Annotated in this window: 19 protein-coding genes and 3 pseudogenes; 11 read left to right on the plus strand and 11 right to left on the minus strand. The window is 33.0% G+C overall.

Annotation, left to right across the window (positions count from 1 at the left end; all coding sequences use genetic code 11):
- Positions 1-7: 7 nt before the first annotated feature.
- From walK to AK212_RS13095, 10 genes and pseudogenes are all read left to right on the plus strand, one after another.
- Positions 8-1834: a cell wall metabolism sensor histidine kinase WalK gene (gene walK / locus AK212_RS08910; protein WP_053030340.1), complete on the plus strand. Its 1827-nt coding sequence runs from the start codon at positions 8-10 to the stop codon at positions 1832-1834.
- Entirely contained in the window at positions 1824-3158 is a 1335-nt protein-coding gene (locus tag AK212_RS08915; RefSeq protein WP_053030341.1) for a YycH family regulatory protein, read from the plus strand. The genes walK and AK212_RS08915 overlap by 11 nt, the downstream gene beginning before the upstream one ends.
- Positions 3159-3950: a two-component system regulatory protein YycI gene (locus AK212_RS08920; protein ID WP_053030342.1), complete on the plus strand. Its 792-nt coding sequence runs from the start codon at positions 3159-3161 to the stop codon at positions 3948-3950.
- Between the two features lie 578 nt (positions 3951-4528).
- Complete coding sequence (locus AK212_RS08925) at positions 4529-5329, plus strand: MBL fold metallo-hydrolase (protein WP_053030343.1); 801 nt, start codon at positions 4529-4531, stop codon at positions 5327-5329.
- Positions 5330-5733: 404 nt separating this feature from the next.
- The gene (rlmH, locus tag AK212_RS08930; RefSeq protein ID WP_037552500.1) at positions 5734-6213 is read left to right on the plus strand and encodes a 23S rRNA (pseudouridine(1915)-N(3))-methyltransferase RlmH; all 480 of its coding nucleotides are present in this window, start codon (positions 5734-5736) and stop codon (positions 6211-6213) included.
- Positions 6214-6258: 45 nt separating this feature from the next.
- Entirely contained in the window at positions 6259-6483 is a 225-nt protein-coding gene (locus AK212_RS08935; RefSeq protein ID WP_244881432.1) for a hypothetical protein, read from the plus strand.
- 407 nt (positions 6484-6890) lie between these two features.
- A complete protein-coding gene (locus AK212_RS08940; RefSeq protein WP_049394886.1) occupies positions 6891-7796 on the plus strand; it encodes an FAD:protein FMN transferase in 906 nt (301 codons plus the stop codon).
- 82 nt (positions 7797-7878) lie between these two features.
- Positions 7879-10896, plus strand: a complete 3018-nt coding sequence (locus AK212_RS08945) for an NADH-dependent flavin oxidoreductase (RefSeq protein WP_049394883.1) — start codon at positions 7879-7881, stop codon at positions 10894-10896.
- A 28-nt stretch (positions 10897-10924) separates the two neighbouring features.
- A complete protein-coding gene (locus AK212_RS08950; RefSeq protein ID WP_049394887.1) occupies positions 10925-12301 on the plus strand; it encodes an MFS transporter in 1377 nt (458 codons plus the stop codon).
- A 63-nt stretch (positions 12302-12364) separates the two neighbouring features.
- Positions 12365-12549 (plus strand): annotated as a pseudogene (locus tag AK212_RS13095) (SDR family oxidoreductase); the annotation flags it as partial.
- A 98-nt stretch (positions 12550-12647) separates the two neighbouring features.
- Here the strand turns inward: AK212_RS13095 and AK212_RS13850 are convergent.
- The 11 genes and pseudogenes from AK212_RS13850 to ccrA all read right to left on the minus strand — a co-directional run.
- A pseudogene (locus AK212_RS13850) lies at positions 12648-12865 on the minus strand (IS5/IS1182 family transposase); the annotation flags it as partial.
- 57 nt (positions 12866-12922) lie between these two features.
- Positions 12923-13420 carry a GNAT family N-acetyltransferase gene (locus tag AK212_RS08955; protein WP_049426128.1) on the minus strand — a complete coding sequence of 166 codons (498 nt, stop codon included), beginning with the start codon at positions 13418-13420 and terminating at the stop codon, positions 12923-12925.
- 325 nt (positions 13421-13745) lie between these two features.
- Complete coding sequence (locus tag AK212_RS08960; RefSeq protein ID WP_049395113.1) at positions 13746-13937, minus strand: hypothetical protein; 192 nt, start codon at positions 13935-13937, stop codon at positions 13746-13748.
- A gap of 15 nt (positions 13938-13952) precedes the next feature.
- Positions 13953-14456, minus strand: coding sequence for a DUF1643 domain-containing protein (locus tag AK212_RS08965; RefSeq protein WP_049395114.1), 504 nt, complete (start codon positions 14454-14456; stop codon positions 13953-13955).
- Positions 14457-14470: 14 nt separating this feature from the next.
- Positions 14471-14782, minus strand: a complete 312-nt coding sequence (locus AK212_RS08970) for a DUF960 domain-containing protein (protein ID WP_049426126.1) — start codon at positions 14780-14782, stop codon at positions 14471-14473.
- An 86-nt stretch (positions 14783-14868) separates the two neighbouring features.
- On the minus strand, positions 14869-15219 hold the full coding sequence (locus AK212_RS08975; protein WP_049426125.1) for an SAUGI family uracil-DNA glycosylase inhibitor: 351 nt from the start codon (positions 15217-15219) through the stop codon (positions 14869-14871).
- Positions 15220-15779: 560 nt separating this feature from the next.
- Entirely contained in the window at positions 15780-16961 is a 1182-nt protein-coding gene (locus tag AK212_RS08980) for a NupC/NupG family nucleoside CNT transporter (protein WP_048667851.1), read from the minus strand.
- 10 nt (positions 16962-16971) lie between these two features.
- Entirely contained in the window at positions 16972-17883 is a 912-nt protein-coding gene (locus AK212_RS08985) for a pseudouridine-5'-phosphate glycosidase (protein WP_049395052.1), read from the minus strand.
- A complete protein-coding gene (locus AK212_RS08990; protein WP_048667849.1) occupies positions 17867-18976 on the minus strand; it encodes a carbohydrate kinase in 1110 nt (369 codons plus the stop codon). The genes AK212_RS08985 and AK212_RS08990 overlap by 17 nt, the downstream gene beginning before the upstream one ends.
- 229 nt (positions 18977-19205) lie before the next feature.
- Entirely contained in the window at positions 19206-20894 is a 1689-nt protein-coding gene (gene ccrB / locus AK212_RS08995; protein ID WP_080365541.1) for a cassette chromosome recombinase CcrB, read from the minus strand.
- Positions 20891-22252, minus strand: a pseudogene (gene ccrA, locus AK212_RS09000) (cassette chromosome recombinase CcrA). The gene ccrB and the pseudogene ccrA overlap by 4 nt, the downstream one beginning before the upstream one ends.
- Before the next feature lie 254 nt (positions 22253-22506).
- Between ccrA and AK212_RS09005 the strand changes: the two are divergent.
- Positions 22507-23117, plus strand: a 611-nt coding sequence (locus AK212_RS09005) for an LLM class flavin-dependent oxidoreductase (RefSeq protein ID WP_154392023.1), incomplete at its 3' end; no start/stop codon positions are given.

A 23117-nucleotide genomic window follows, 5' to 3' on the forward strand; every position in this document is an offset into this window, starting at 1 on the left:
TGCGACTATGAAGTGGCTGAAACAGTTACAATCCCTTCACACCAAGCTCGTTATTGTTTATGTGTTATTGATTATTATTGGAATGCAGATTATCGGTCTGTATTTCACTAATAGTTTAGAAAAAGAACTGACAAATAACTTCATGAAGAATATTAAGCAATATGCGACACAGCTTGAAGTTAATATTGAGCGGATATATAGAGATGATCCATCTAATGCTCAAAAAGAAGTTCAAAGTTTATTAAATGAGTATGCCAACCGTCAAGAAATTGAAGAAATTCGTTTTATTGATAAAGATCAAATCATAATGGCTACAGCGAAGATATCATCGCATAATATGATCAATCAAAAGGTAAATGATAACTCCGTTCAAAAAGCCTTATCGCTAGGTGAATCTAATAGTCATAATGTCTTAAAAGACTATGGCAGCGGTAAAGAACGAATTTGGATTTACAATTTGCCAGTCAAAAATGGCAATGAGACGATTGGTAATATTTACATAGAATCGAATATCAATGATGTCTATAATCAGTTGAACAACATCAACCAAATCTTCATTATTGGTACTGCGATTTCCCTATTCATTACAGTGATACTTGGTTTCTTTATCGCAAGGACGATTACAAGGCCGATTACGGATATGCGTAATCAGACGGTAGAGATGTCTAAAGGTAATTACACACAACGCGTTAAGATATATGGTAATGACGAAATCGGTGAATTAGCTTTAGCCTTCAATAACCTATCTAAGCGTGTTCAAGAAGCACAAGCGAATACTGAGAGTGAAAAACGTCGATTAGACTCAGTTATCACACACATGAGTGACGGTATTATCGCAACAGACCGACGTGGTCGTGTACGTATCGTCAATGACATGGCCATCAAAATGTTAGGTATGGCTAAAGAAGACTTAATTGGCTACTATATGCTTAGTGTATTGAATTTAGAAGATGAGTTCTCATTAGATGAAATTCAAGAGAATAACGATAGTTTCTTATTAGATATGAATGAAGAGGAAGGGATTATCGCGCGTGTGAATTTCAGTACAATTGTTCAAGAAACTGGATTTGTGACGGGTTACATAGCGGTATTACATGATGTTACTGAGCAACAACAAGTTGAACGTGAACGTCGTGAATTCGTTGCAAACGTATCACACGAATTGCGTACACCTTTAACATCTATGAACAGTTATATAGAGGCACTTGAAGAAGGTGCTTGGAAAGATGACAATTTAGCACCATCATTCTTATCTGTTACACGTGAAGAGACAGAACGAATGATTCGTCTTGTTAATGATTTACTTCAATTATCGAAAATGGATAACGAATCTGAACAAATTACGAAAGAAATTGTCGACTTTAACATGTTTATCAATAAGATTATTAATCGTCATGAAATGGCAGCAAAAGACACGACATTTGTACGTGAAATTCCATCTGAAACGATCTTCACAGAAATCGATCCAGATAAGATGACGCAAGTGTTTGATAACGTTATTACGAATGCGATGAAATACTCTCGTGGTGAAAAACGCGTCGAGTTCCACGTGAAACAGAATGCATTATATAATCGTATGACGATTCGTATTAAAGATAATGGTATCGGTATCCCGATTAACAAAGTGGATAAAATCTTTGATCGTTTCTATCGTGTAGACAAAGCGCGTACACGTAAAATGGGTGGTACTGGTTTAGGACTAGCCATTTCGAAAGAGATTGTAGAAGCACACAATGGACGTATTTGGGCAAACAGTGTTGAAGGACAAGGTACATCGATATTTATTACACTTCCATGTGAAGTTATAGACGACGGTGATTGGGATGAAGAGTAAAGAACATATTAAATCGATTATTCTTTTCCTATTAGTCATGATGAGTGTGGTACTAACGTTTATGGTATGGAATTTCTCGCCAGACTTGAATAACATCGATAGTACAGATAGTAAAAAGAGCAATACTAAGACAATCGGCAAGCCCATGTCTGCCAATATCGAAAATGTCATAGCGCCGTATCAAATTGTAGAAGTTAAAGGCGATAAAGTGAAAGGTTTGGCACCTTCTCGAGCGCAGTTGTCTCAAGTCATAGGTACATTGAAAAATCACGAAGTCAGTAAAGTGGAACACATTCAACGAGATTATAATTTAAATATCCCTATGTTAAATGACCACCACTTTACTGTACTGGATTTCACTTATGATATGCCTTTAACAACGTATTTAGGCCAAGTGTTAAATTCATCAGCGAAAGTACCTAAAAATTTCAAATTTAATCGAATCATCGTTAGCCAAAACCCTAAAGGTAATTTAGAATTGTTTGCGATTAGCGAAGACCGTCATGAAGTTATGAAAGTAACGATGACTGCAAAGGCAAATCACTTTATTAAAGTGATGGATCATTTAAATAATGAAATGCAGAAATATTCAGAAGTGATTACGAATAAAGATACGATTGATAAAGCGACACATATATTCGCACCAAGTCATCCGAAAGATATGCGTTCATACCGTATGGTTTATGATACGATTCCAGTCGAAACGATGAATGCGATTTTATTTGATGACTCAGTGATTATCCGAAGCGGTAAGAGTGGTTCGACGACGTATAATAACAACACTGGTGTAGCGAACTATAATGATGAAAGTAAAAAATATCATTATAAAAATTTATCTGAAGATGAATCGAGTTCGAGTGATATGGACTCAACCATTCCAAGCACATTTGAATATATTAATGGGCATGGTGGCTTCTTTAACGATGATTTCCGTCTGTTCAATACAGATAATTCATCCGGTGAATTGACGTATCAACTCTTCCTCAATGGCTATCCAACATTTAATGATCAGCAATTAAATGATATTGAAGTGACTTGGGGAGACAAAGGTATTTATGATTATAAACGCGCTTTATTACGTTCTAGTGTACCTTTAGAGGGTGAAACGAAGTCACTGGATAGCGTTGAAAGTGTGCGTTCTTCATTGGCAAATAATCATAACCTAGATTTTGAAAAGGTTACGAATATGGTCATTGGCTATAAAGAGGATGATCGACCTGATAAAGATGATATAGAAGTGCAGCGTAATAGTGAGCTTGTGCCAACGTGGTATATTCAATACGATGGCGATTGGTATGCTTATGAGGATGGGAGGCTTGAATAAATGAATTGGAAACGAACGAAGACATTGTTTATTTTCGTATTTATTCTAGTCAATATCCTGCTTGTATTGATTTACGTGAATAAGGTTACGAAGTCTCAAATCAATGAATCTGAAAGTGATAATGAAGTTAAATTTCAACAAGAAGAAATTAAAATTTCGAATGATCTGCTAAATAAAGATGTGAGTGGTACGAAGATGCAGATGATTACGGCTAAATCTAAAGACTTTAAGAGTTATGCGAAAGGTAAGTCCTCATTAGAAACGGAGGATTCAGGTAATACGTTAACAGGTGAAATCGATAGTACGGTTAATGTGAGTGATAGTAATTTAAGTGATTTAAAAGACTATATCATGAGCAACATTTACAATGGTAAGATGTATCAACTTGGCGATGTTTCATCTAATGCTGTGACATACGAGCAGACGTATGAAGGTTATCCTTTGATGAATAATAACAAAGCACGTTTACGTTTTAATGTAAATGATGGTAAAGCGACAAGTTATGAGCAATCTGCAATGAATAAGATTGAACCTGCGAAGAGTGATAATAATCCTAAGAAACAGGTCATTACACCACGTAAAGCAATTGAAACGTTATACTTTAATCGTTACTTAAAATCAGGCGATGAAGTGTTGGATGCACGATTAGGATATTACTCTGTTGTGAGAGAAACGAACGTGCAGTTGTTGCAAGCAAACTGGGAAATTAAAGTGAAGCATAAAGGTAAGGAAGATGTGAAGACCTATTATGTTGAAGCGACATCATCAAATCCTAAAGTGATTGATAACTAGGGAGCAGGGTTGTAAAGAAATTCTTAGATGAATATTTACTCAATTTGTTGCGACGCTTGCCTAGGGGGCTGGGTCGAGCCGCGGTCTTGTAAAATAGTTCTTAGATAGATAATCACTCACATAAGTTGCTTCGCGTTCCTGGGGTGCTGTCTCAGCCTGTAGTCTTCGACTAGCACTGCTCCCCTAGGAGTCTCCGCAACTCTGTTTCGTTATCTATCTTAGAACTGCGTATGTAAGTGTGTGAATGGTTATTTTTAATAGAATACCATTCTCTGTACCTCTCTGTTCTTAATTAGAAAGAAATGGTATTTGGTGTGGAAAGTATAGTAAGTGTGTGGGGCTACGATGGTCTCATGCACTTATTTTATTTATATGTGTGAGTGTTGTACATAAACAAGGGATTGGAACTTTAATTTTTGTATTGATATAGTATAATATAAAGGTATTTTAGAGGACTGGAATGTTTCGAATGATATGGTTTGTTCGAAACTTCATTTTTTTAATTAAAGAGTGCAGAATATAAGGAATTAGACTGAAGGCACTCTAAAATATAGTGTAAGTTATCGGAAGTAGAAAGGATGAGTCGCTTGATACGAATGAGTGTATTGGCGAGTGGTAGTACAGGGAATGCCACTTATGTTGAAAGTGATAAAGGCAGTCTATTAGTAGATGTTGGACTCACTGGCAAGAAGATGGAAGCGTTATTTAGTCAAATTGATAGAAATATAAAAGATTTAAACGGCATTCTAGTTACTCATGAACATAGTGACCATATTAAAGGTTTGGGTGTGCTTGCGCGTAAATATGGTTTACCAATTTATGCGAATGAAAATACTTGGAAAGCAATAGAGAAGAAGGATAGTAAAATTCCAATGGATCAAAAATTCATTTTTAATCCGTATGAAACAAAATCAATTGCAGGTTTTGATATTGAATCGTTTAATGTATCGCATGATGCGATTGATCCACAGTTTTACATTTTCCATAACAATTATAAGAAATTTACTATAATCACAGATACAGGCTATGTTTCAGATAGAATGAAAGGTATGATTCAAGGTAGTGATGCTTTTATGTTCGAGAGTAATCATGATGTGGATATGTTACGTATGTGTCGCTATCCTTGGAAGACGAAGCAACGTATTTTAAGTGATATGGGGCATGTGTCTAATGAAGATGCAGGACTAGCGATGACGGACGTGATTACAGGTAATACGAAACGTATCTACCTTTCACACTTATCACAAGATAACAATATGAAAGATTTAGCACGTATGAGCGTTGGACAAGTATTAAATGAACATGATATAGACACTGAAAAAGAAGTGCTATTATGTGATACAGATAAAGCACAAGCTACACCGATATATACATTGTAATTAATTAGACGAACGACCTACTTATAAACTTAGTATTTGTAAGTAGGTCGTTTTTTTATGTATTGAGTTAATTATCTAATAATTTGGACTATACATGATTATTCAAAATGAACCTTATTATAACAAGATTTAGCTTAAATCTGTGAATAAATATTTAAGACTTACTTAAAGTTATCCCTAAAATGAGGGTGAGTTATCCACTTTTGTGTATAATACACACAGAAATACTCACATTATTCACAGACTTATCCACATATATACAAGGATAATCACAAGAAATGGGGATATTTTAAAAGATTTTACCGTAATTCGTATACATTACTGTTATAATTAGAGGGAATTCTGTTAACAAGTTGATAACTTGTGGATAAGTAGGATAACTATTAACATCTATGGAGGATTTTATGAAGATAACAATCTTAGCTGTGGGTAAATTAAAAGAAAAATATTGGAAACAGGCTATATCAGAATATGAAAAAAGATTAGGTGCATATTCCAAAATTGAAATTATTGAAGTACCCGATGAAAAAGCACCTGAAAATATGAGCGATAAAGAAATAGAACAAGTGAAAGAAAAAGAGGGCCAACGCTTATTAGCTAAAATAAAGCCACAAGCTACAGTCATCACTTTAGAAATACAAGGTAAAATGTTGTCATCAGAAGGTTTAGCTGAAGAGATGCAACGACGCATGACACAAGGACAAAGTGACTTCGTCTTTGTGATTGGCGGATCAAACGGATTACATGAAGACGTCTTAAAACGCAGCAACTACGCACTTTCATTCAGTAAAATGACATTTCCACATCAAATGATGCGCGTCGTCTTAATCGAACAAGTATATAGAGCATTTAAGATTATGCGAGGCGAAGCGTACCACAAATAAAACTAAAAAATAGATTGTGAAAAATTTATCTTTGAAAGGGGTCGAATGAGAGACATAGAAGTAGAAAAAGCCTATAAGATGATGAAAGAACAAGGTAAAATAAATTTTAGTGAATACCATAAGACACTATTACATATACATACTCTAGGATCACATGATTTAAAATTATATGATGAATGGAACAAACAATATTTCTATCTATTAGCCAAGATGAAATATTTAGAATTGCTAAAAAAGAAAATATTCTTTATAGTGAGTATTCTAATATAAATGATTTAAAGGAATTAGATATTTTTAAGAACTATAAAAATCTAAAGGAAATGCTTTCTTATTTTATTTTGGTATACAGCATATATACTAATGGAATATCAATAGTTGTTGTTGCAGATCATAATACTGTGTGAAGAATGGAATAAAGAATTCTGTACGGCTTCTGTTCTACTCTTTTTTATTAAAAATATATAATAAAGAATTTTTTAAAATAGTAAAATTTATACTTTGATTAACTTTTGACATAATTATGAACATCTAAATAAGTAAAAATCAAATATTTGAAATTGTGTTAATATGAATGTAGAAACTAAGGTAATAATTTCATTTAAAATAGCTTTTAAAATTTATATACATATTAGCGTTGTGATACACGTAGAAAGGGGGAATCAAAAGTGGAAACGCTAATGGTTAAAGCAATGGGGACGGTGATACGTTTATCGATTGAACATCAACATTCGAGTACATTACTTCAAGAAGCTGAATTAAAAATTCATGATTGGGAATCTCAATTTAGTGCTAATGATCCAAAATCAGATTTGATGAATGTGAATCAACATGCAGGTATCGCACCAGTCAAGGTTAATCCTGAGATGTTTAACATGATACGTTATGGTTATGAAACTACACTATCTTCTAATTTTAAGATGAACATATTGATAGGGCCATTAGTTAAATTATGGAAAATTGGTTTCAAAGATGCATTGAAACCTAAAGAAGAAGATATACAACGCGCTTTAATGTGTATGAATCCTGAAAATCTTGTTCTAAATTCAAAGACACATGAAGTATTTCTTACACGACCAGGAATGGAGATTGATTTAGGAGCCATTGTAAAAGGTTATTTTGCTGATCAATTACAGCAATACTTTTTATCTCATGGTGTAGCTTCTGCCATTATCGATTTAGGTGGTAATGTTTTAACAATTGGTAGACAACCGGAAACTCTAGAAAAATGGCATGTAGGTATACGCAATCCTTTTTATAAAGATGCATTATCACTCGTTACATTAAATGTAGAGCATCAATCAGTTGTTACTTCAGGCATCTATGAACGCTATTTCATACAGGAACATCAATTATTTCATCATATTTTGGATTCCAATACAGGGTATCCTGTAGATAATGATATCGCTAGCGTGACAATCATATCTGATCATGGGATTGATGGCGAGGTATGGAGTACAATTTGTAGTTTTGGTCAATCACAACAAAATATTGAATTATTAAACCTCATAGATGGTGTTGAAGGCATCATTGTGACAAGAGATGGAAACGTTTTAATGACTTCAAAAATGCAAAGGTATTTATAAAATTTTAAAAAATACTCATAAAGAGTATTTTATTTTTAAGTATAAATGTGAAAAAAATCACAATGTATTAGGAGGAATTGCTATGAGTAAAGAATTATTTGATACTTTTAAATTTAAATGTGGTGCCGAATTAAAAAATAGAGTATTAATGGCGCCCATGACTATCCAAGCTGGATATTTTGATGGAAGTGTTACATCAGAAATGATTGATTATTATCAATTTAGGGCTGGTGATGCTTCAGCAATTATTGTTGAAAGTTGTTTTGTTGAAAACCATGGGAGAGGCTTCCCAGGAGCTATAGGTATTGATAACGATGACAAAATACCTGGACTTAAACGTCTAGCAGAAGCGATTCAATCTAAGGGGTCAAAAGCGATTTTACAACTTTATCATGCTGGAAGAATGGCGAATCCTAAGTTCAATGAAGGTGAACAACCCATATCTGCGAGTCCTATTGCAGCATTAAGACCTGATGCGGTACCACCAAGAGAAATGACACATGCTCAAATCAATCAGATGATAGAAGATTTCGGAGAAGCGACACGTCGTGCTATAGAAGCAGGATTTGATGGTGTTGAAATTCATGGTGCCAACACATACTTATTACAACAATTTTTCTCTCCGCATTCTAATCGAAGAGAAGATACATGGGGAGGCAGTCGTGAAAAACGTACGCGATTCCCAATCGAAGTACTAACAAAAGTTCAACATGTCGTTGATGAAAATGAAGCTTCTCAATTTATAATAGGATATCGATTCTCACCTGAAGAAATTGAAGAGCCAGGCATACGTTTTGAAGATACAATGTTTTTACTAAATACTTTAGCAAAATATGAACCCGATTACTTCCATATATCAGCAAACAGTTATCAACGTACGTCCATAGTGAATCAAGAAGATACAGAACCTTTAATTAATAAATATCATAAAATGCAAAGTGCACAATTGGCACAAATTCCATTAATCGGTGTTGGTAGTATTGCGCAACGAAAAGATGCAGAACATGCCCTTGAACTCGGTTATGATCTTTTAAGTGTTGGGAAAGCCTATTTAGTAGAACCTCAATGGACGGATAAAATTTCACAAAACGAAGAAGTTGAACAATTTGTCGATATACATGACCAAAAAATACTTCACATACCATCTCCTCTATGGAAAGTGATGGACTTCATGATTTTAGATAAAGAAGAAGAACATCGTAAATATGAAAGATTAAAAGCACTACAAAATAAAAAAGTGAAATTTAACAAAGGCACGTATCATGTTTATGCAAAAGGTCATAATGGCAATCTACCAATGAAAGTTCAATTGTCGGAAGATAAAATTGTAAGTATTGAAGTAGATGATAGTGGAGAGTCTGAAGGTATAGCGAACCCAGTTTTTGAACGTTTACCTCAAGATATCATCAATGGACAAACGTTAAATGTCGATGTCATATCAGGTGCGACAGTAACAAGTGAAGGCATCGTACAGGGCATTGCAGATGCAATTGAACAAGCAGGCGAAGATCCAGATATTTTACGAGCACGTCCTAAACCAGTCGTTCAGTGGTCTGATGAGGTCGTTGAAGAGACGACTGACGTAGTCGTGATTGGTACAGGTGGTGCTGGTTTAAGTGCAGCTGCTACGGTTTTAGACGAAGGAAAAGAAGTCATCATGCTTGAGAAATTTGCGGCTATAGGTGGCAATACCATCCGAACAGGTGGTCAAGTCAATGCTGCTGAGCCTAAATGGCAAAGTGCATTCCCTGCACTCGCTGGTGAAAAAGACACATTGATACAGTTATTAAATCATGATGAAAAGGATATAGATGAGGCTTATCTTGAAGATTTCAATACTTTAAAGCGTCAAATTAAAGATTACCTTGAAAAAAGTAGCAATAAAGATGATTATCTTTTCGATTCTGTTGAATTACATCGCATTCAAACGTATCTAGGTGGAAGACGTAAAGATCGTAATAATGTCGAAATTTCAGGTGATTATGATTTAGTTAAAACACTCACAGATAATGTTTTGGAATCAGTATACTGGTTGAAAGATAAAGGGGTACATTTTGATCGTTCATTTGTAGATATGCCTGTTGGTGCACTATGGCGTCGTGGTCATAAACCAATGAAAGCACAAGGTTTAGAGTACATTGAAAATCTAGGAGACTACGTTAAACAGCATCATGGTCGTATTTTTACAGAAACTACTGCAGAAAAATTAATTAAAGAAGGTAATCAAGTTGTTGGTATTGAAGCACGTAAAGCAAATGGTGCTAAAGTTAAGATTCACACTCGTCACGGCGTAGTGTTGGCCACAGGTGGTTTTGGAGCGAATACTAAAATGATACAACAATATAATACGTATTGGGATAACATTCCAGATGATATTAAAACAACAAATTCTCCTGCAATTACAGGTGATGGTATACGTTTAGGTGTGCAAGCAGGCGCTGACATCGTAGGTATGGGATTCTCTCAAATGATGCCGATTTCTGATCCTAAGACAGGTGCATTATTCACAGGATTAATCGTGACACCTTCAAACTTCGTCTTCATTAATAAGGAAGGCCATCGTTTTGTTAACGAATTTGAAAGTAGAGATGTATTATCTAAGGCAGCATTAGAACAAAAAGACGGCATCTTCTATATTATTGCAGACGCAAATATTAAAGCGCTAGCTATGAATACGACTGAAGACAAAATAAATCAAGAATTAGAAGATGGCACTTTAATAAAAGCTGATACCTTAGAAGTGTTAGCTCAAAAATTAAACATAGATGCAACTACTTTTGTGAATACGATTGAAAGATATAATACTTTCGTAGAACTAGGACATGATGAAGATTTCAATAAAAATGCATTTGATTTAAAAATCGAAAAAGCACCATTCTATGCGACACCACGAAAACCTGCAATACATCATACTATGGGTGGTTTGAAAATCAACATACATGCACAAGTCGTTGATGTAGAAGGTCATATCATTAAAGGATTGTATGCAGCTGGTGAAGTTGCTGGTGGTATACATGCGGGTAACCGTCTAGGTGGTAATGCACTGGCAGATATTTTCACTTTTGGTCGCATCGCTGGTCAAAGTGCTGTAATGAAATAAATAAAGAAGAACAGGAGGACATTTAATGATGAGTGAACAGTTTAATAAAGGAAAACAACTCATTGTAGCGATTATTTTAGGGATTCTCACATATTGGTTGTTTGCACAGTCTTTCTTGAATATCGCACCACATGTTCAACGTTTCTATGATGTAGATATGAGTATTGTTAACATTGCGGTCAGTCTCACATCACTCTTAACTGGTGTATTTATAGTTGTAGCAGGAGGTTTATCTGATAAGTTAGGTCGAGTTAAAATTACTTACGCAGGTTTGATACTTAGTATACTTGGGTCTATTGCACTGATTATATCTCATGCGCCACTTTTATTATTGGTAGGTCGAGTGTTACAAGGTTTATCTGCAGCATGCCTACTTCCAGCAACTATTGCGTTAATTAATTCATTCTTTCATGGTGAAGAAAGACAAAAGGCACTAAGTTATTGGTCATTTGGTTCATATGGTGGAACAGGATTAGCATCACTATTTGCTGGAATGATAGCCACTTTTATTGAGTGGCGTTGGATTTTCGTGTTGTCAATCATTTTCTCAATTCTTGCCTTAATATTGCTTAAAGGCATACCAGAATCTAAAGATGAATCTGCACATAATAAAAAATTTGATATTATTGGTATTATTATTTTTGTCATTATGATGTTAAGTATTAACATAGTAATAACTCAAGGTGATAGAATTGGATGGTTAAATCCTATTATTGTAATATTAATTGCCATATTCATTGTGACATTAATAGCTTTCTATATATTTGAAAAACGTCAAAATGAACCTTTCATAGATTTTAGTTTATTTTCAAATAATATTTATATTGGCACAACATTAGCTAATTTAATGGTGAATATGGATATAGGCTCACTTGCATTATTTAATATCTATGTTCAAGATGATAAACATTTAACAGGAGCACAAGCAGGTTTAATTACAATTCCATATATGTTGTGTAGTTTATTAATGATACGTGTAGGTGAACGTTTTATGCAAAATCGAGGACCGCAATTGCCACTTATGCTAGGTCCTATATCAATTACAGTGGGTATTATACTTTTAGCCTTCACTTCGTTGCCTAACATGATTTATTATATTGTAGCGTGCATCGGCTTTATCTTTATAGGTTTAGGATTAGGTTTCTTTGCGACACCAGCGCTATCTACAGCTGTATCTAATGTTCCGTCAGAAAAAGCAGGTACTGCATCAGGGATTATCAAAATGACTTCTACACTCGGTGCAGCATTTGGTATCGCTGTTGTAACTACAATCTATACGGCATTGTCCGTCAATCATCCAGCACAATTTGCAGCTACAATCGCATTTATCGTGGGGGCAGGTTTAGTGTTTATCGCATTTATTGCCGCGTATTGTTTAATTCCTAGAAAGAATGTAGATGCTTAAATCGAGAGTTGGCGCAGTAAATATCATTGCTTGAATTTTGATCGTATGTTGAATGATGAATAAATAGTTAAACTTGATGATAGTCTTGAAATAGGAGATGCGTTTGAAGCCTTTTCTTCAGAATTACGCTTGGAAGATATCAATCACCATCCGCTGTTGCAAACTTAGTATCATTCTTAGCTTCTAATGATTCTGACTATATTACTGGTCAATTCATTTTAACTGATGGTGGATTAGTGTATAGATAAAAAGGGATACTTCGTCATGATAATTAATGGATAAAAAAAGCGTTTAAATATTTATATATAATGATTGTGTGCTTATACAAAATGTCAACTCAATGCATTCATGTGAGAGTGGGATGATGAGTCTGAGACATAAAGTCTCTGGATAAGTCAATAAAGACAATTTCTATTGAAATAATATAGAAATTGTCTTTTTTATAATTTTTTGATTATTTTCAGATTATTGAGCTGCTACTTTTCTTATATTGAGTGCCATTAATACAAATCCAAGTTCTCTTTTAATTTTATTTATTCCTCTAATGGATATTCGAATGAAACCCGTTCTAGTAATTTAGTTTTGAACCCACCTAAATGAATATATGAGTTATTTTTTATACTATAAAATATATTCAGATTTCAATAGTGACATAAAATAGGCATCTTTATATTTACCTTTAGTGTAGAATTGCTCTTTGAGTAATCCTTCAGTTTTAAATCCTTGTGATTCGTATATATGCACAGCTTTTTTGTTATCTGTATCAACATATAGATAAATTTTGTGCATATTTAATATATCTAATGCATAATTTATCGCTTTTTCGAATGCGAATTTTGCATAACCTTTACCACTGAACTCAGGTTTAATAATTATTTGTATTTCACAATTACGATGGATGTAATTAATTTCTACTAATTCAACAATTCCTATGACTTGATTTTCATCTTCAACAATAAAACGTCTCTCTGATTCATCTAATAAATGCTTATCAAATAAATATTGAAGTTCCGTTAAGGATTCATAAGGCTCTTCAAACCAATAAGACATAATAGAATATTCATTATTTAATTCATGAACAAAAAGTAAATCACTATACTCTAATGCTCTTAGTTTCATAATTCCACTCCTAAAATTTTCCTATATATTTGCATTATAAATATAAATAACGAATAAGTTATCATTCACTGTGAATACTCTATTTTAACAATTCACTACATACTAATTCTCATTTTCTTATTATTCTCTAATATCTCTGATTTATTACTCTTACTATGAAACATATAAAACTGTCACATTTGTTTATATTAATAATAAATACATCAATGATAACAAAAAGAAAATAAAAAAATAAAAATAGAGCATCCCTCACCGTAAAAGTGAAGGATGCTTTATTTTTATTAGAATATAGTTTTCATTTTGATAGATAATGGTTAATAATTGTCTATAAATCATTATTAAGGACCGTTGTAATACAATCGTCATTCATAAAATTTTCATAGATTTTATCCAATATTTTTTCATCTTCAATTGCTGTGAAATGATATACTAGCCCTTTTACTATTGATACATAATTATGCTTTGCTAAGAAGTTAGCAACTGTTCGCCAGTCTGACTGTGTAGTGTCATGGTTCATAGATAAATCCTCCTTTTATTTCAATGTCCATTTTTGACGTGCCTTAGGGTTAAGTGGATGCATGATTTCATTTGTTACTGGATTGATGAGTTTCTTTACTTTCTTCTTATGAGGTTTTAGCATTTCCATCACTTGTTCGACACGTTCTACAACAACTGGTCGCTTCGCATAAGCACCATAAGCTAGAATCACTGTGTCACTTTCGCTAATCGCTTTCATCAAGTGAATATCAGTGTGCTCATCGTATGGATTTTTGATGTGTTTGAGATTTTCTGGACTTTTAATATTAGAGAATAGATTTACAAGATATACAGCACCGTATCTTTCTGAATTAGCTAATTGGTTGAGGATGAGAACAGTTGTGAGATCGAGTGATAATACACCATCTAAATGAGGATACATCGTTATCACTGTACAAACAGGTTTCTTTTCATCCCACGTCTTTTTGAGTAAGTATCGGTGTTTTTCATCGTCGCTAAATATCGCTTCTGTGTATATCGTACTTTTGATTGTATTCATCATCTTCACTCCTTTTAGTATTCTTCTGGTAAAAGCATCACATAATAAAAAGTGTCTACATCATCTTCACGAATGACGTAGACTTTCTTAGGTACTGCATTTTGATTTTTTACATAGTTTGTATAGTGATATTCCAATTTGTATGCGGGCTGTTCTTGTTCATGAGTAATAGAGAGTATATTATTATCTTCTTGCAGTTTAAAAATGTGTAGGTAATCTGTATGACCTTGTTGATCTCTTTCTTTTACCATATTCCAAAGTAAGATTTGAAGGTCTAGAGATAGTTGTTCACTAATGCCTCTTGTGATGTATCGATTGATTTTCATACTATTTTCCTCCATTTTGCTTTTCTTTCATGATGTCAATCACTTCGTTAATGACTGTAACAGATATTTATGCCACTTTGATCCAATTATTCATGGTTATTCCCTCCTTCTCTTAGTAAATGACGTTCATCGATAATCGTATTTTTAGTATCTGTGAGGTATAGAAAGTCCATATCAAAATGATCCAGATAACCAATGCTGATGAGTTGGTTATTGGCGTACATTAGAAATGGATAGATACTTAGCTCATGTAGCTCATTATTATAGTAGGTATAAGTTTCAAGTATGAGATGTGCCAGTGGAGAATTATTAATAAAACGTTCCGGTAGAATATTTTCTGCTGCTTCTTCTAACGCTTCACATTCCCATGTTTCGTTGTTAGATAGTTGGAATAGATGAGTTATATATTGTTTGAGTTCTTGAGTGATTGTTTCCATATCATTGCCTCCTAGATAGTGTGATAGTGATGTAGTTCATATACATCAATGGGATAATATATATTTGATTTGTCATTTATTACGAATCCCGGTAAGAATAAGAGAAAATTCCGATCAAAAACCCGTGATAAACGTTGGTGTAACAAGGAAATCCCGGAATCCCACTCATTTTGACGAACAATCAACTCATTATTTATAAGTATTGATGATAGGGTTGGGTTTCTGCTTCCTTATATATATTATTTATTTATAAAGAATAACGGGATTTTGGGATTGTGCTTGCACAATCCTTCTGCTTCTTCGAGTAAGCAAATCCCATTCATTTCCCGTTAAAAAATCATCGTGGGATGTTCTTTAGCAATTTCAATATAAGCTTCGTGTAGTAGTAGATAGATAATGCAATTTGCTACCATATTAGATAAGTGTTATTGAAATTGATAAAGAGAATTCTTATAAATAGTTATAAAAAGTAATCAGAAGAAGAAAATAAAGAACTTTCTATAATAAAAAGTCTTCACTATTAAATTTTAGTGAAGACTTTTTACTTAAAATTTTATTATTTATAAAACTAAGCCAATAATACTTGCTGAAATAATTGATGCTAATGTTGCACCTAATAATAATCTTAGGGCAAAAGAAGCTACTTTATTTCCCTGTTTACTATCAATACCTTTAATAGCTCCTACCATAATTCCAACAGTACCAAAGTTAGCAAAGCTTACAAGATAAACAGATATTATACCTTGAGTCTTTGGAGATAGAGAAGAGGCAATTTTTTGAAAATCTAACATTGCTACGAACTCATTTGTAATTAACTTTGTTGCCATAATTGATCCAGCACGTATAGCTTCACTCCATGGAATACCCATAATGAAAGCGATAGGAGCAAATATGTAACCAATCAATTTTTTAAAATCTAGACCGACTAAATCAAATACAATAGTAATTCCTTTCATTAAAGATATAAAAGCTAACAACATTATTGCTACAGTAATAGCAATTCTGAAGCCATCAATAGCACTTTCACCAATCATTTGAAAGAAAGTTGTTTTTTTAATATTTTTTTCTGATTCAGCTTCTAATTCTTTATTATCATTTTTGTAAGGATTAATGACGCTAGCAATTATCAAAGCACTGAAAATATTTAAAACAACTGCAGTAACTACATATTTAGGATCGATCATTTGCATATATGAGCCTAGCATAGCCATACTGACAGCACTCATACCTGAAGTAGCGATAGTATATAACTTTTCTTTTGACAAGCTTGGAATAATATTTTTAACTGTTAAATAAACCTCTGGTTGACCTAACATAGAAGTAGATATTGCGATATAGCTTTCAAGTTGGCCCATATGAGTTATTTTATTAATTATCCAACCTATAATTTTAATTAGAAAAGGTAAAATTTTAAAATAGTTTAACATACCAATTAAAACTGAAATAAAAACTAAAGGTAGTAATACATTTAGAAAGAAATTATAGCCGTTTTTATTTTGTAAATCTCCAAAAACGAATTCAATACCTTCTTTACTAATATTCATTAAACCTTCAAAAAATGTACTCATTGCGGTTAATAAATTAAGACCTATTGATGTATTCATCATAAATAAAACAAGAACAATTTGTATTACTATCATAATCATTGGTTTTTTTATATCTATAGCTTTTCTATTAAAACTAAAAATATATGCAACTAATAAAGCAAAAACTATTCCTAAAAATGTGAAGATTATTGACATAGTCAAGCACCTACATTTTGCTGAAAGCTACAGCTATTTTAGCTCCTAAAACAGCGTTATTTTCTACCAACTTAATATTTGTTTCTAAGCTTTTGCCATCTGTTTTTTCAACGATTGTTTTAAGAAGGAAAGGTGTAGAGTCTTTTCCACTAATTCCATTGGCAATAGAATCTTTAACAGCTTCTTCAATTATAGTGTCAATATAATCTTTAGAAAGTTCATGTTCTTTAGGAACAGGATTTGCAATGACCATTCCACCATGTAAATTTAACTCCATTTTGGTCTTGAAAATTTCAGCTATTTCTGTAGGTTCCTCAACTGAACTATTTAGTTTTAAACCGCTTTCTCTAGTGAAAAAAGCAGGTAGTTCAGTTGTTTGATATCCAATTACCGGAACACCTTTAGTTTCTAAGTATTCAAGCGTTTTAGGCAAATCTAAAATAGATTTTGCTCCTGCGCATATAACTGTAACATTTGTATGCGCTAGTTCTTCTAAATCTGCTGAAATATCCATACTAGTTTCTACACCCTTATGAACACCACCAATTCCACCAGTGACAAAAAATGGTATCCCAGCTAATTCTGAACAAATCATAGTAGAAGCAACAGTTGTAGCCCCAATTTTTTTAGTAGCAACTATTTCTGCTAAGTCGCGACGAGATACTTTAGCGACATTAGGACTATTTGCTAGAGTCTCCAAGTCATTTTCGTTTAAACCAATTTTTATTTTCCCATCCATTATGGCAATAGTAGCAGGTGTGGCGCCATTGTCTCGTATTATTTGTTCAACTTTTTTTGCCATTTCAATGTTTTGTGGGTAGGGCATACCATGAGAGATTATTGTAGATTCTAAAGCTACTATGGGACTATTGTTTTTTTTGGCTTCTTCAACTTCTGTAGAAAATTCAAGAAATTTTTTCATTTTTAAATTCCTCCAATTCAATTTCTAATTGTTTTTGATCTAAATTTTGTCTAACAGTGTAATTAGTTTCAACAGTTTTCTTCGAGTTTAACAAAGCTAAGTTAATAATGTCTTCATTAGTATAATTTTTTAGCCAACTATATATTACTGCGCTAGTAAATGAATCACCAGCACCAGTTACATCAACTACATTTTTAGATGAAATTACTGAGTGAAATGATTCTGAACTATTATCTTTGAAAATGAGTGGTTTTAGTCCATTTGTAATAATGACGTTAGACACACCAAGATTAATTAATTTCTCAGCAGCAATACTCATGTCATCATTACTATCAATTTTCATTTTTAAAAAAGTTTCAGTTTCATCGCGATTAATAATTAACCAATCAATTGAATGTAGTGAATTAGGCATATGGATCATTTTAGGTGAAGATACTGGTACAATTACTAACTTAATATTGTTTTTTTCTGCGAATGAAGTGAGGTACTCAATAGATTTTTTGGGTAAATTTAAATCTATTACTAAACATTTAGCTTTTAATAAGATAGATGACTGCTTTGACAGAAATTCAGGTGTAATTTCCTCGTAAATATTCATATCTGCAAAACCATACTGCATATCACCTTTTTTATCTATAATAGCTGTATATGATCCTGTACTTGCATTTTCTATAGGTTGAATATAATTTGTATTCATAAAAGGCTCAGATAGTTTTTTAATCAAACTCCATTCGCTATCATTTCCAGCTGCTGTTAAAAATGTAACATTTTCACCAAGTCTCCCTAAGTTTTCAGCAATATTTCTTGCTACACCTCCAATCGATTTTGTTGATTTTACTGGATTGGAAGTCATAGATTGTAGATCAGTATCACAATAAAACTTTCTATCAACATTAGCAGCTCCAATACAGATTATGGAATCTTCCTCATTAACAATGTATGCTTTTCCTAATATATATTTCTTTTTTATTAAACCAGATATTATATTAGCTGTGGCTGGCCTTGATAAACCAATACGTTCTGCTAACTCTTGTTGAGTAATAAAAGGATTTTTTTTAATTTCGTTTAAAATAAATTGCTCTTTATTTTTCAAAATAGCACCTCCTTTTAAAGAAACAATAGTTCACAAACAAAACATTTGTTTGTTTCATTCAAAGAGATAATAACATATATACATTTTTGTGTAAACGTTTTCTTGAAGGGTTTTATTTTTTATTCTATTAAAAGATAATTATACTCACTTTATTTACTAAATAATAAGATACAGTGTTTGGGACAAAAATAAGAGGCTGGGACAAAATAAAATGTCTCAGCCTATTTTATCATTTTGTCAGTAGCTGACTGATTTGAAAATGCGCTTGAATCAAGCTTTTTTCAAACCTAGTCATCTTTGCTGGGGTAGGACAACGAAATAAATTTTGAGAAAATATTATTTCTGTCCCACTCCCAAGTGGATGGTTATTAAATAGTTGTTTGATAATCTCATTATTCAGTTTGAGCGTAACGTAAAATTGCTTCTTATGATGCTCATCTTTTCTTATGTCAATACGATCGATGATTGTTAGATATAGTGATTTCAACTGAGATTTCTCTAATTTGTCTATATCTTTGAATATTGCTTGTAATACATTAGCAATCATATCTGCATCATAATGTGGAGATTCCGCTTGTTTATCTTGTTCTAGTTGATGGATTTGATTATTTATTTGATTCAATTCATCTTGGTAGCTAAGTATTGTTGGTTTCAATACGCTATCTAAGTCAGGGGAGTCTTCGATAGTTTTCGTTAGTGTATGCATTTTGGCTTTTATTTCTTCACATTGTGACTGTTTATAGGCAATATCATGATTCAAAGAAGATACGTCTATTTGACTTCTTTCATTTACCTTTTCAACCAATTGCTTCAATACCTTTTTGCTTTTGATAATTTCCAATATCTGATCCATAACATATTTTTCTAGTACATCTGCTCTAACACTATTGGCTGAACAAACTTTTGAACCTTTGTTTCTAAAATTACTACATGAGTAATATCTGATTCTTTTCTTAGTGCCATCTTTTAATGTATTGGTCGTATTACTTGCGGCCATTGCTGCACCACATTTCGGACATTTTACAATGCCAGTCAGTAGGTTAGTCCCTTTACCGTGAACTTGTGGTTTCTTGCGACTCTCTTGGCGTTTAAACTGTACTTTATCCCGTAAAGCTTTATCAATAATAGGCGCATGCTTACCATCTGCAATGATTGGTTCTTCATTGAGTCCTTTTCGTTTTTTATCGCTCCAGTGTCTATACTTCGCAAACTGTATCTTTCCAATGTAAAAAGGGTTTGAGATGATGTAAGTAATGGACGAAATGCTAAAAGGTTTCGCTTTCTTAGTCACATAACCTTTATGATTCAATGCGTTCGCAATCTTACGATAACCATGACCTTTAGCGTATGACTCAAAAATATATTTAACAATATTCGCTTCATGTTGATTGATCATGAGCTCTTTTTTACTGTCAGGTACTTTATCATAGCCTAAAGGTAAATTACCTTGGTAATAACCTTCAATCGCTCGTTGTCTTTGACCGTTATAAACGTTTTCTATAATCGTATTTCTTTCAAATTCTGCGAAGCTGGCTAAAATTTGGAGCATCAATTTACCTGTTGAGCTGGCAATTTCTATTTTTTCAGTTAGACTAAAAAATTCGACATTGATTTTATACAATTTTTCCACAATATTTAATAAGTCTGAGGTATTTCTAGCTAAACGATTGGTTTTGTAGACCATAATACAGTCTAACTTACCGTCATTTGCATCTTTTAACATACGTTGTAATTCTGGACGTTCCATTGTTTTACCCGATATACCACGATCGGTATATTCATCAACGACCTCATAACCTTGAAATTGACAATACTCTGTAAGTTGGTTTAATTGACCTTGAATACTGTAACCATTTTTTTGAGTTTCAGTCGATACACGGGCATATAATCCAATATGTTTCTTTTTAAGTTGTTTCATATTACTTCCATCCTTTCAGATATTATTAAGTGTGATTGTTCAACGATATTGAGTGGACTATTTTTAAAGTAGATACCTTGTAATTGTTTAGTTTGAGTTATTGTAATGTCATTAATCAAAGGTGCTATGGTTTCTAATGTCAATTTATCTTTGATTATATGACGGATTGTTTCGGTAATTTGTTTATGTGAATAATTAGAGTAACGTTCTTCTCTTTCAAAGCCAGCAGATAAACGTTTAAACGTTTCGATATCAATTTGATTTTGTGCCAGTTTTTCGATGAGTTGTTCTTGTGTTAAATGTGATTGTCTGTGTTTCATTTGTTGGTGTTTTAGAGCTTTTAGTATTGTCTTATTTAATTTGTCATGAAATGACGGATTATCACAATATGCTTTACAAGTGTTGAGGACCTCTGTTTCAATCATTTGCGCATTGATACCTTTAAATGGACACGTATGATAGGCTTCATTCATATTCTTAGGACAAACATAGTAACGTAGGGAGTGTTTCTCTTTTTTTATCGTTAAGTTTGTTAATGTTGATTGACAGTAAGGACATTTGATTCGTCGCTTTAGCTTATTTCTAGAATTGGATCGATTGTGTTGCTTATGAATACGACGCTCTTGTGCTTCTTCAAACATATCAACATCAATAATAGGCGGAACGATATCATTAAATGTGCCATATTTATTAATGACACGACCGCAATAGTTAGGATTCAAGAGAATATTTCTAACTTGATAGGGCTTACGAGGAATAAGCTTAGGATGGTTATCTAAATGTTGGGAAATCTTTTTGTAGCCTAGACCGTGTAAGTACCAGCGATAAACTGCTTTGACTGTATAGGCTTCTTCTTCATGTACAACAAAATGACCTTGTCTATAACGATACCCAAAAGGTGCATGAGTTGTGATTAGCTTACCTTGTTTGGCTTTTTCTCTTGTCCCATTTCGTGTCTGTTCACTGATATTATTAGACTCCATTTCAGCTAGACTCATGAGTATGTTTAAGCGAAAGCAATCAAACTTTTAAGACAAATCAAAATATCCATCGTTAACACTGATGATTGTGACGTGATGCTTTTTACAAATTTCAAAGAATTGTATGGCATTTTTCAAATTACGATGGAGCCGATTTAAGCGATAGCAACATAATACTTTACATTTTCCAGATGTAATCATTTCTACCATTTTTTGATAACCCGAATGTTTTGTATGTCGACCTGTTTTCTTATCATCATAAAATGTTACATTGGACCATCCATATTGCTTAGCAGTGTCTATAATGAGGGATTTCTGAGTCGCTAAGCTTTGTTGTTTGAGTGTACTTTGACGTACATAAGCAATAACTTCTTCCATGTTATACACCTCCAAAAAGATAATATATATTTGTGAGTAAATTCAAATAAAGGTCCAACGTGCTTCTAACACGTTGGACCGCAATGATTAATAATCATGATTTTATTTTTCAATAAAGTAATTAGTTAGTGATGTAATAAGTTTATATTTCAAATATGAATTATTTAATAAATATTGTAAAATTTCATTAAGTTATTTATGATAAATATAAATTAAAACGTTATTTTTATTTTATAGTGAAAGGATTAATAATAATGAAACACATGCATTTATCTGTTTTAGCTTATAGTACAGGTCTACATCCTGCCTCTTGGAGACTACCACATTCATATGTTGAAGAAGTTGGAGATATTGATTTTCAAATTAAGTTAGCGAAATTAGCCGAAAAAGGTAAACTGGATGCATTCTTCTTAGGTGATGGTCAATATATTTCTGGAGAAGAAACAGGACATATTTCTTATTATTTTGAACCACTAACGGCGCTTGCTGCCATTTCACGTGAAACACATTCAATTGGTTTGATAGGTACCATGTCTTCTTCTTTTTATGAACCTTATCTTGCAGCACGTATGCTTTCAAGTTTACATCAAATATCTCATGGGCGTATTGGGGCAAATATTGTAACATCTCAATTTGATTTAGAAGCACAAAACTACTCGATGCAAGCTTTACCACATCTTGAAAAACGTTATGAACGAGCAGATGAGTTTATTAATGTAATGAAAAAATTATGGGAATCATTTACTGTAGAGGCTATCGTTAATCACAAAAACTCAGGAATTGGTTTAAATCATCAGTATATTCATCCACTTCATTATCAAGGAAAGTATTTTCAAGTTGCCGGAGCTATTAACATTCCAACACC

This window comes from Staphylococcus borealis (genome assembly GCF_001224225.1).
Lineage (GTDB): Bacteria > Bacillota > Bacilli > Staphylococcales > Staphylococcaceae > Staphylococcus > Staphylococcus borealis.

Coding starts and splice junctions, on each gene's coding strand:
- walK (WP_053030340.1), top strand. CDS start 8: ATGAAGTGGCTGAAACAGTTACAATCCCTTCACACCAAGCTCGTTATT.
- AK212_RS08915 (WP_053030341.1), top strand. CDS start 1,824: ATGAAGAGTAAAGAACATATTAAATCGATTATTCTTTTCCTATTAGTC.
- AK212_RS08920 (WP_053030342.1), top strand. CDS start 3,159: ATGAATTGGAAACGAACGAAGACATTGTTTATTTTCGTATTTATTCTA.
- AK212_RS08925 (WP_053030343.1), top strand. CDS start 4,529: ATGAGTCGCTTGATACGAATGAGTGTATTGGCGAGTGGTAGTACAGGG.
- rlmH (WP_037552500.1), top strand. CDS start 5,734: ATGAAGATAACAATCTTAGCTGTGGGTAAATTAAAAGAAAAATATTGG.
- AK212_RS08935 (WP_244881432.1), top strand. CDS start 6,259: ATGAGAGACATAGAAGTAGAAAAAGCCTATAAGATGATGAAAGAACAA.
- AK212_RS08940 (WP_049394886.1), top strand. CDS start 6,891: ATGGTTAAAGCAATGGGGACGGTGATACGTTTATCGATTGAACATCAA.
- AK212_RS08945 (WP_049394883.1), top strand. CDS start 7,879: ATGAGTAAAGAATTATTTGATACTTTTAAATTTAAATGTGGTGCCGAA.
- AK212_RS08950 (WP_049394887.1), top strand. CDS start 10,925: ATGAGTGAACAGTTTAATAAAGGAAAACAACTCATTGTAGCGATTATT.
- AK212_RS08955 (WP_049426128.1), bottom strand. CDS start 13,420: ATGAAACTAAGAGCATTAGAGTATAGTGATTTACTTTTTGTTCATGAA.
- AK212_RS08960 (WP_049395113.1), bottom strand. CDS start 13,937: ATGAACCATGACACTACACAGTCAGACTGGCGAACAGTTGCTAACTTC.
- AK212_RS08965 (WP_049395114.1), bottom strand. CDS start 14,456: ATGAATACAATCAAAAGTACGATATACACAGAAGCGATATTTAGCGAC.
- AK212_RS08970 (WP_049426126.1), bottom strand. CDS start 14,782: ATGAAAATCAATCGATACATCACAAGAGGCATTAGTGAACAACTATCT.
- AK212_RS08975 (WP_049426125.1), bottom strand. CDS start 15,219: ATGGAAACAATCACTCAAGAACTCAAACAATATATAACTCATCTATTC.
- AK212_RS08980 (WP_048667851.1), bottom strand. CDS start 16,961: ATGTCAATAATCTTCACATTTTTAGGAATAGTTTTTGCTTTATTAGTT.
- AK212_RS08985 (WP_049395052.1), bottom strand. CDS start 17,883: ATGAAAAAATTTCTTGAATTTTCTACAGAAGTTGAAGAAGCCAAAAAA.
- ccrB (WP_080365541.1), bottom strand. CDS start 20,894: ATGAAACAACTTAAAAAGAAACATATTGGATTATATGCCCGTGTATCG.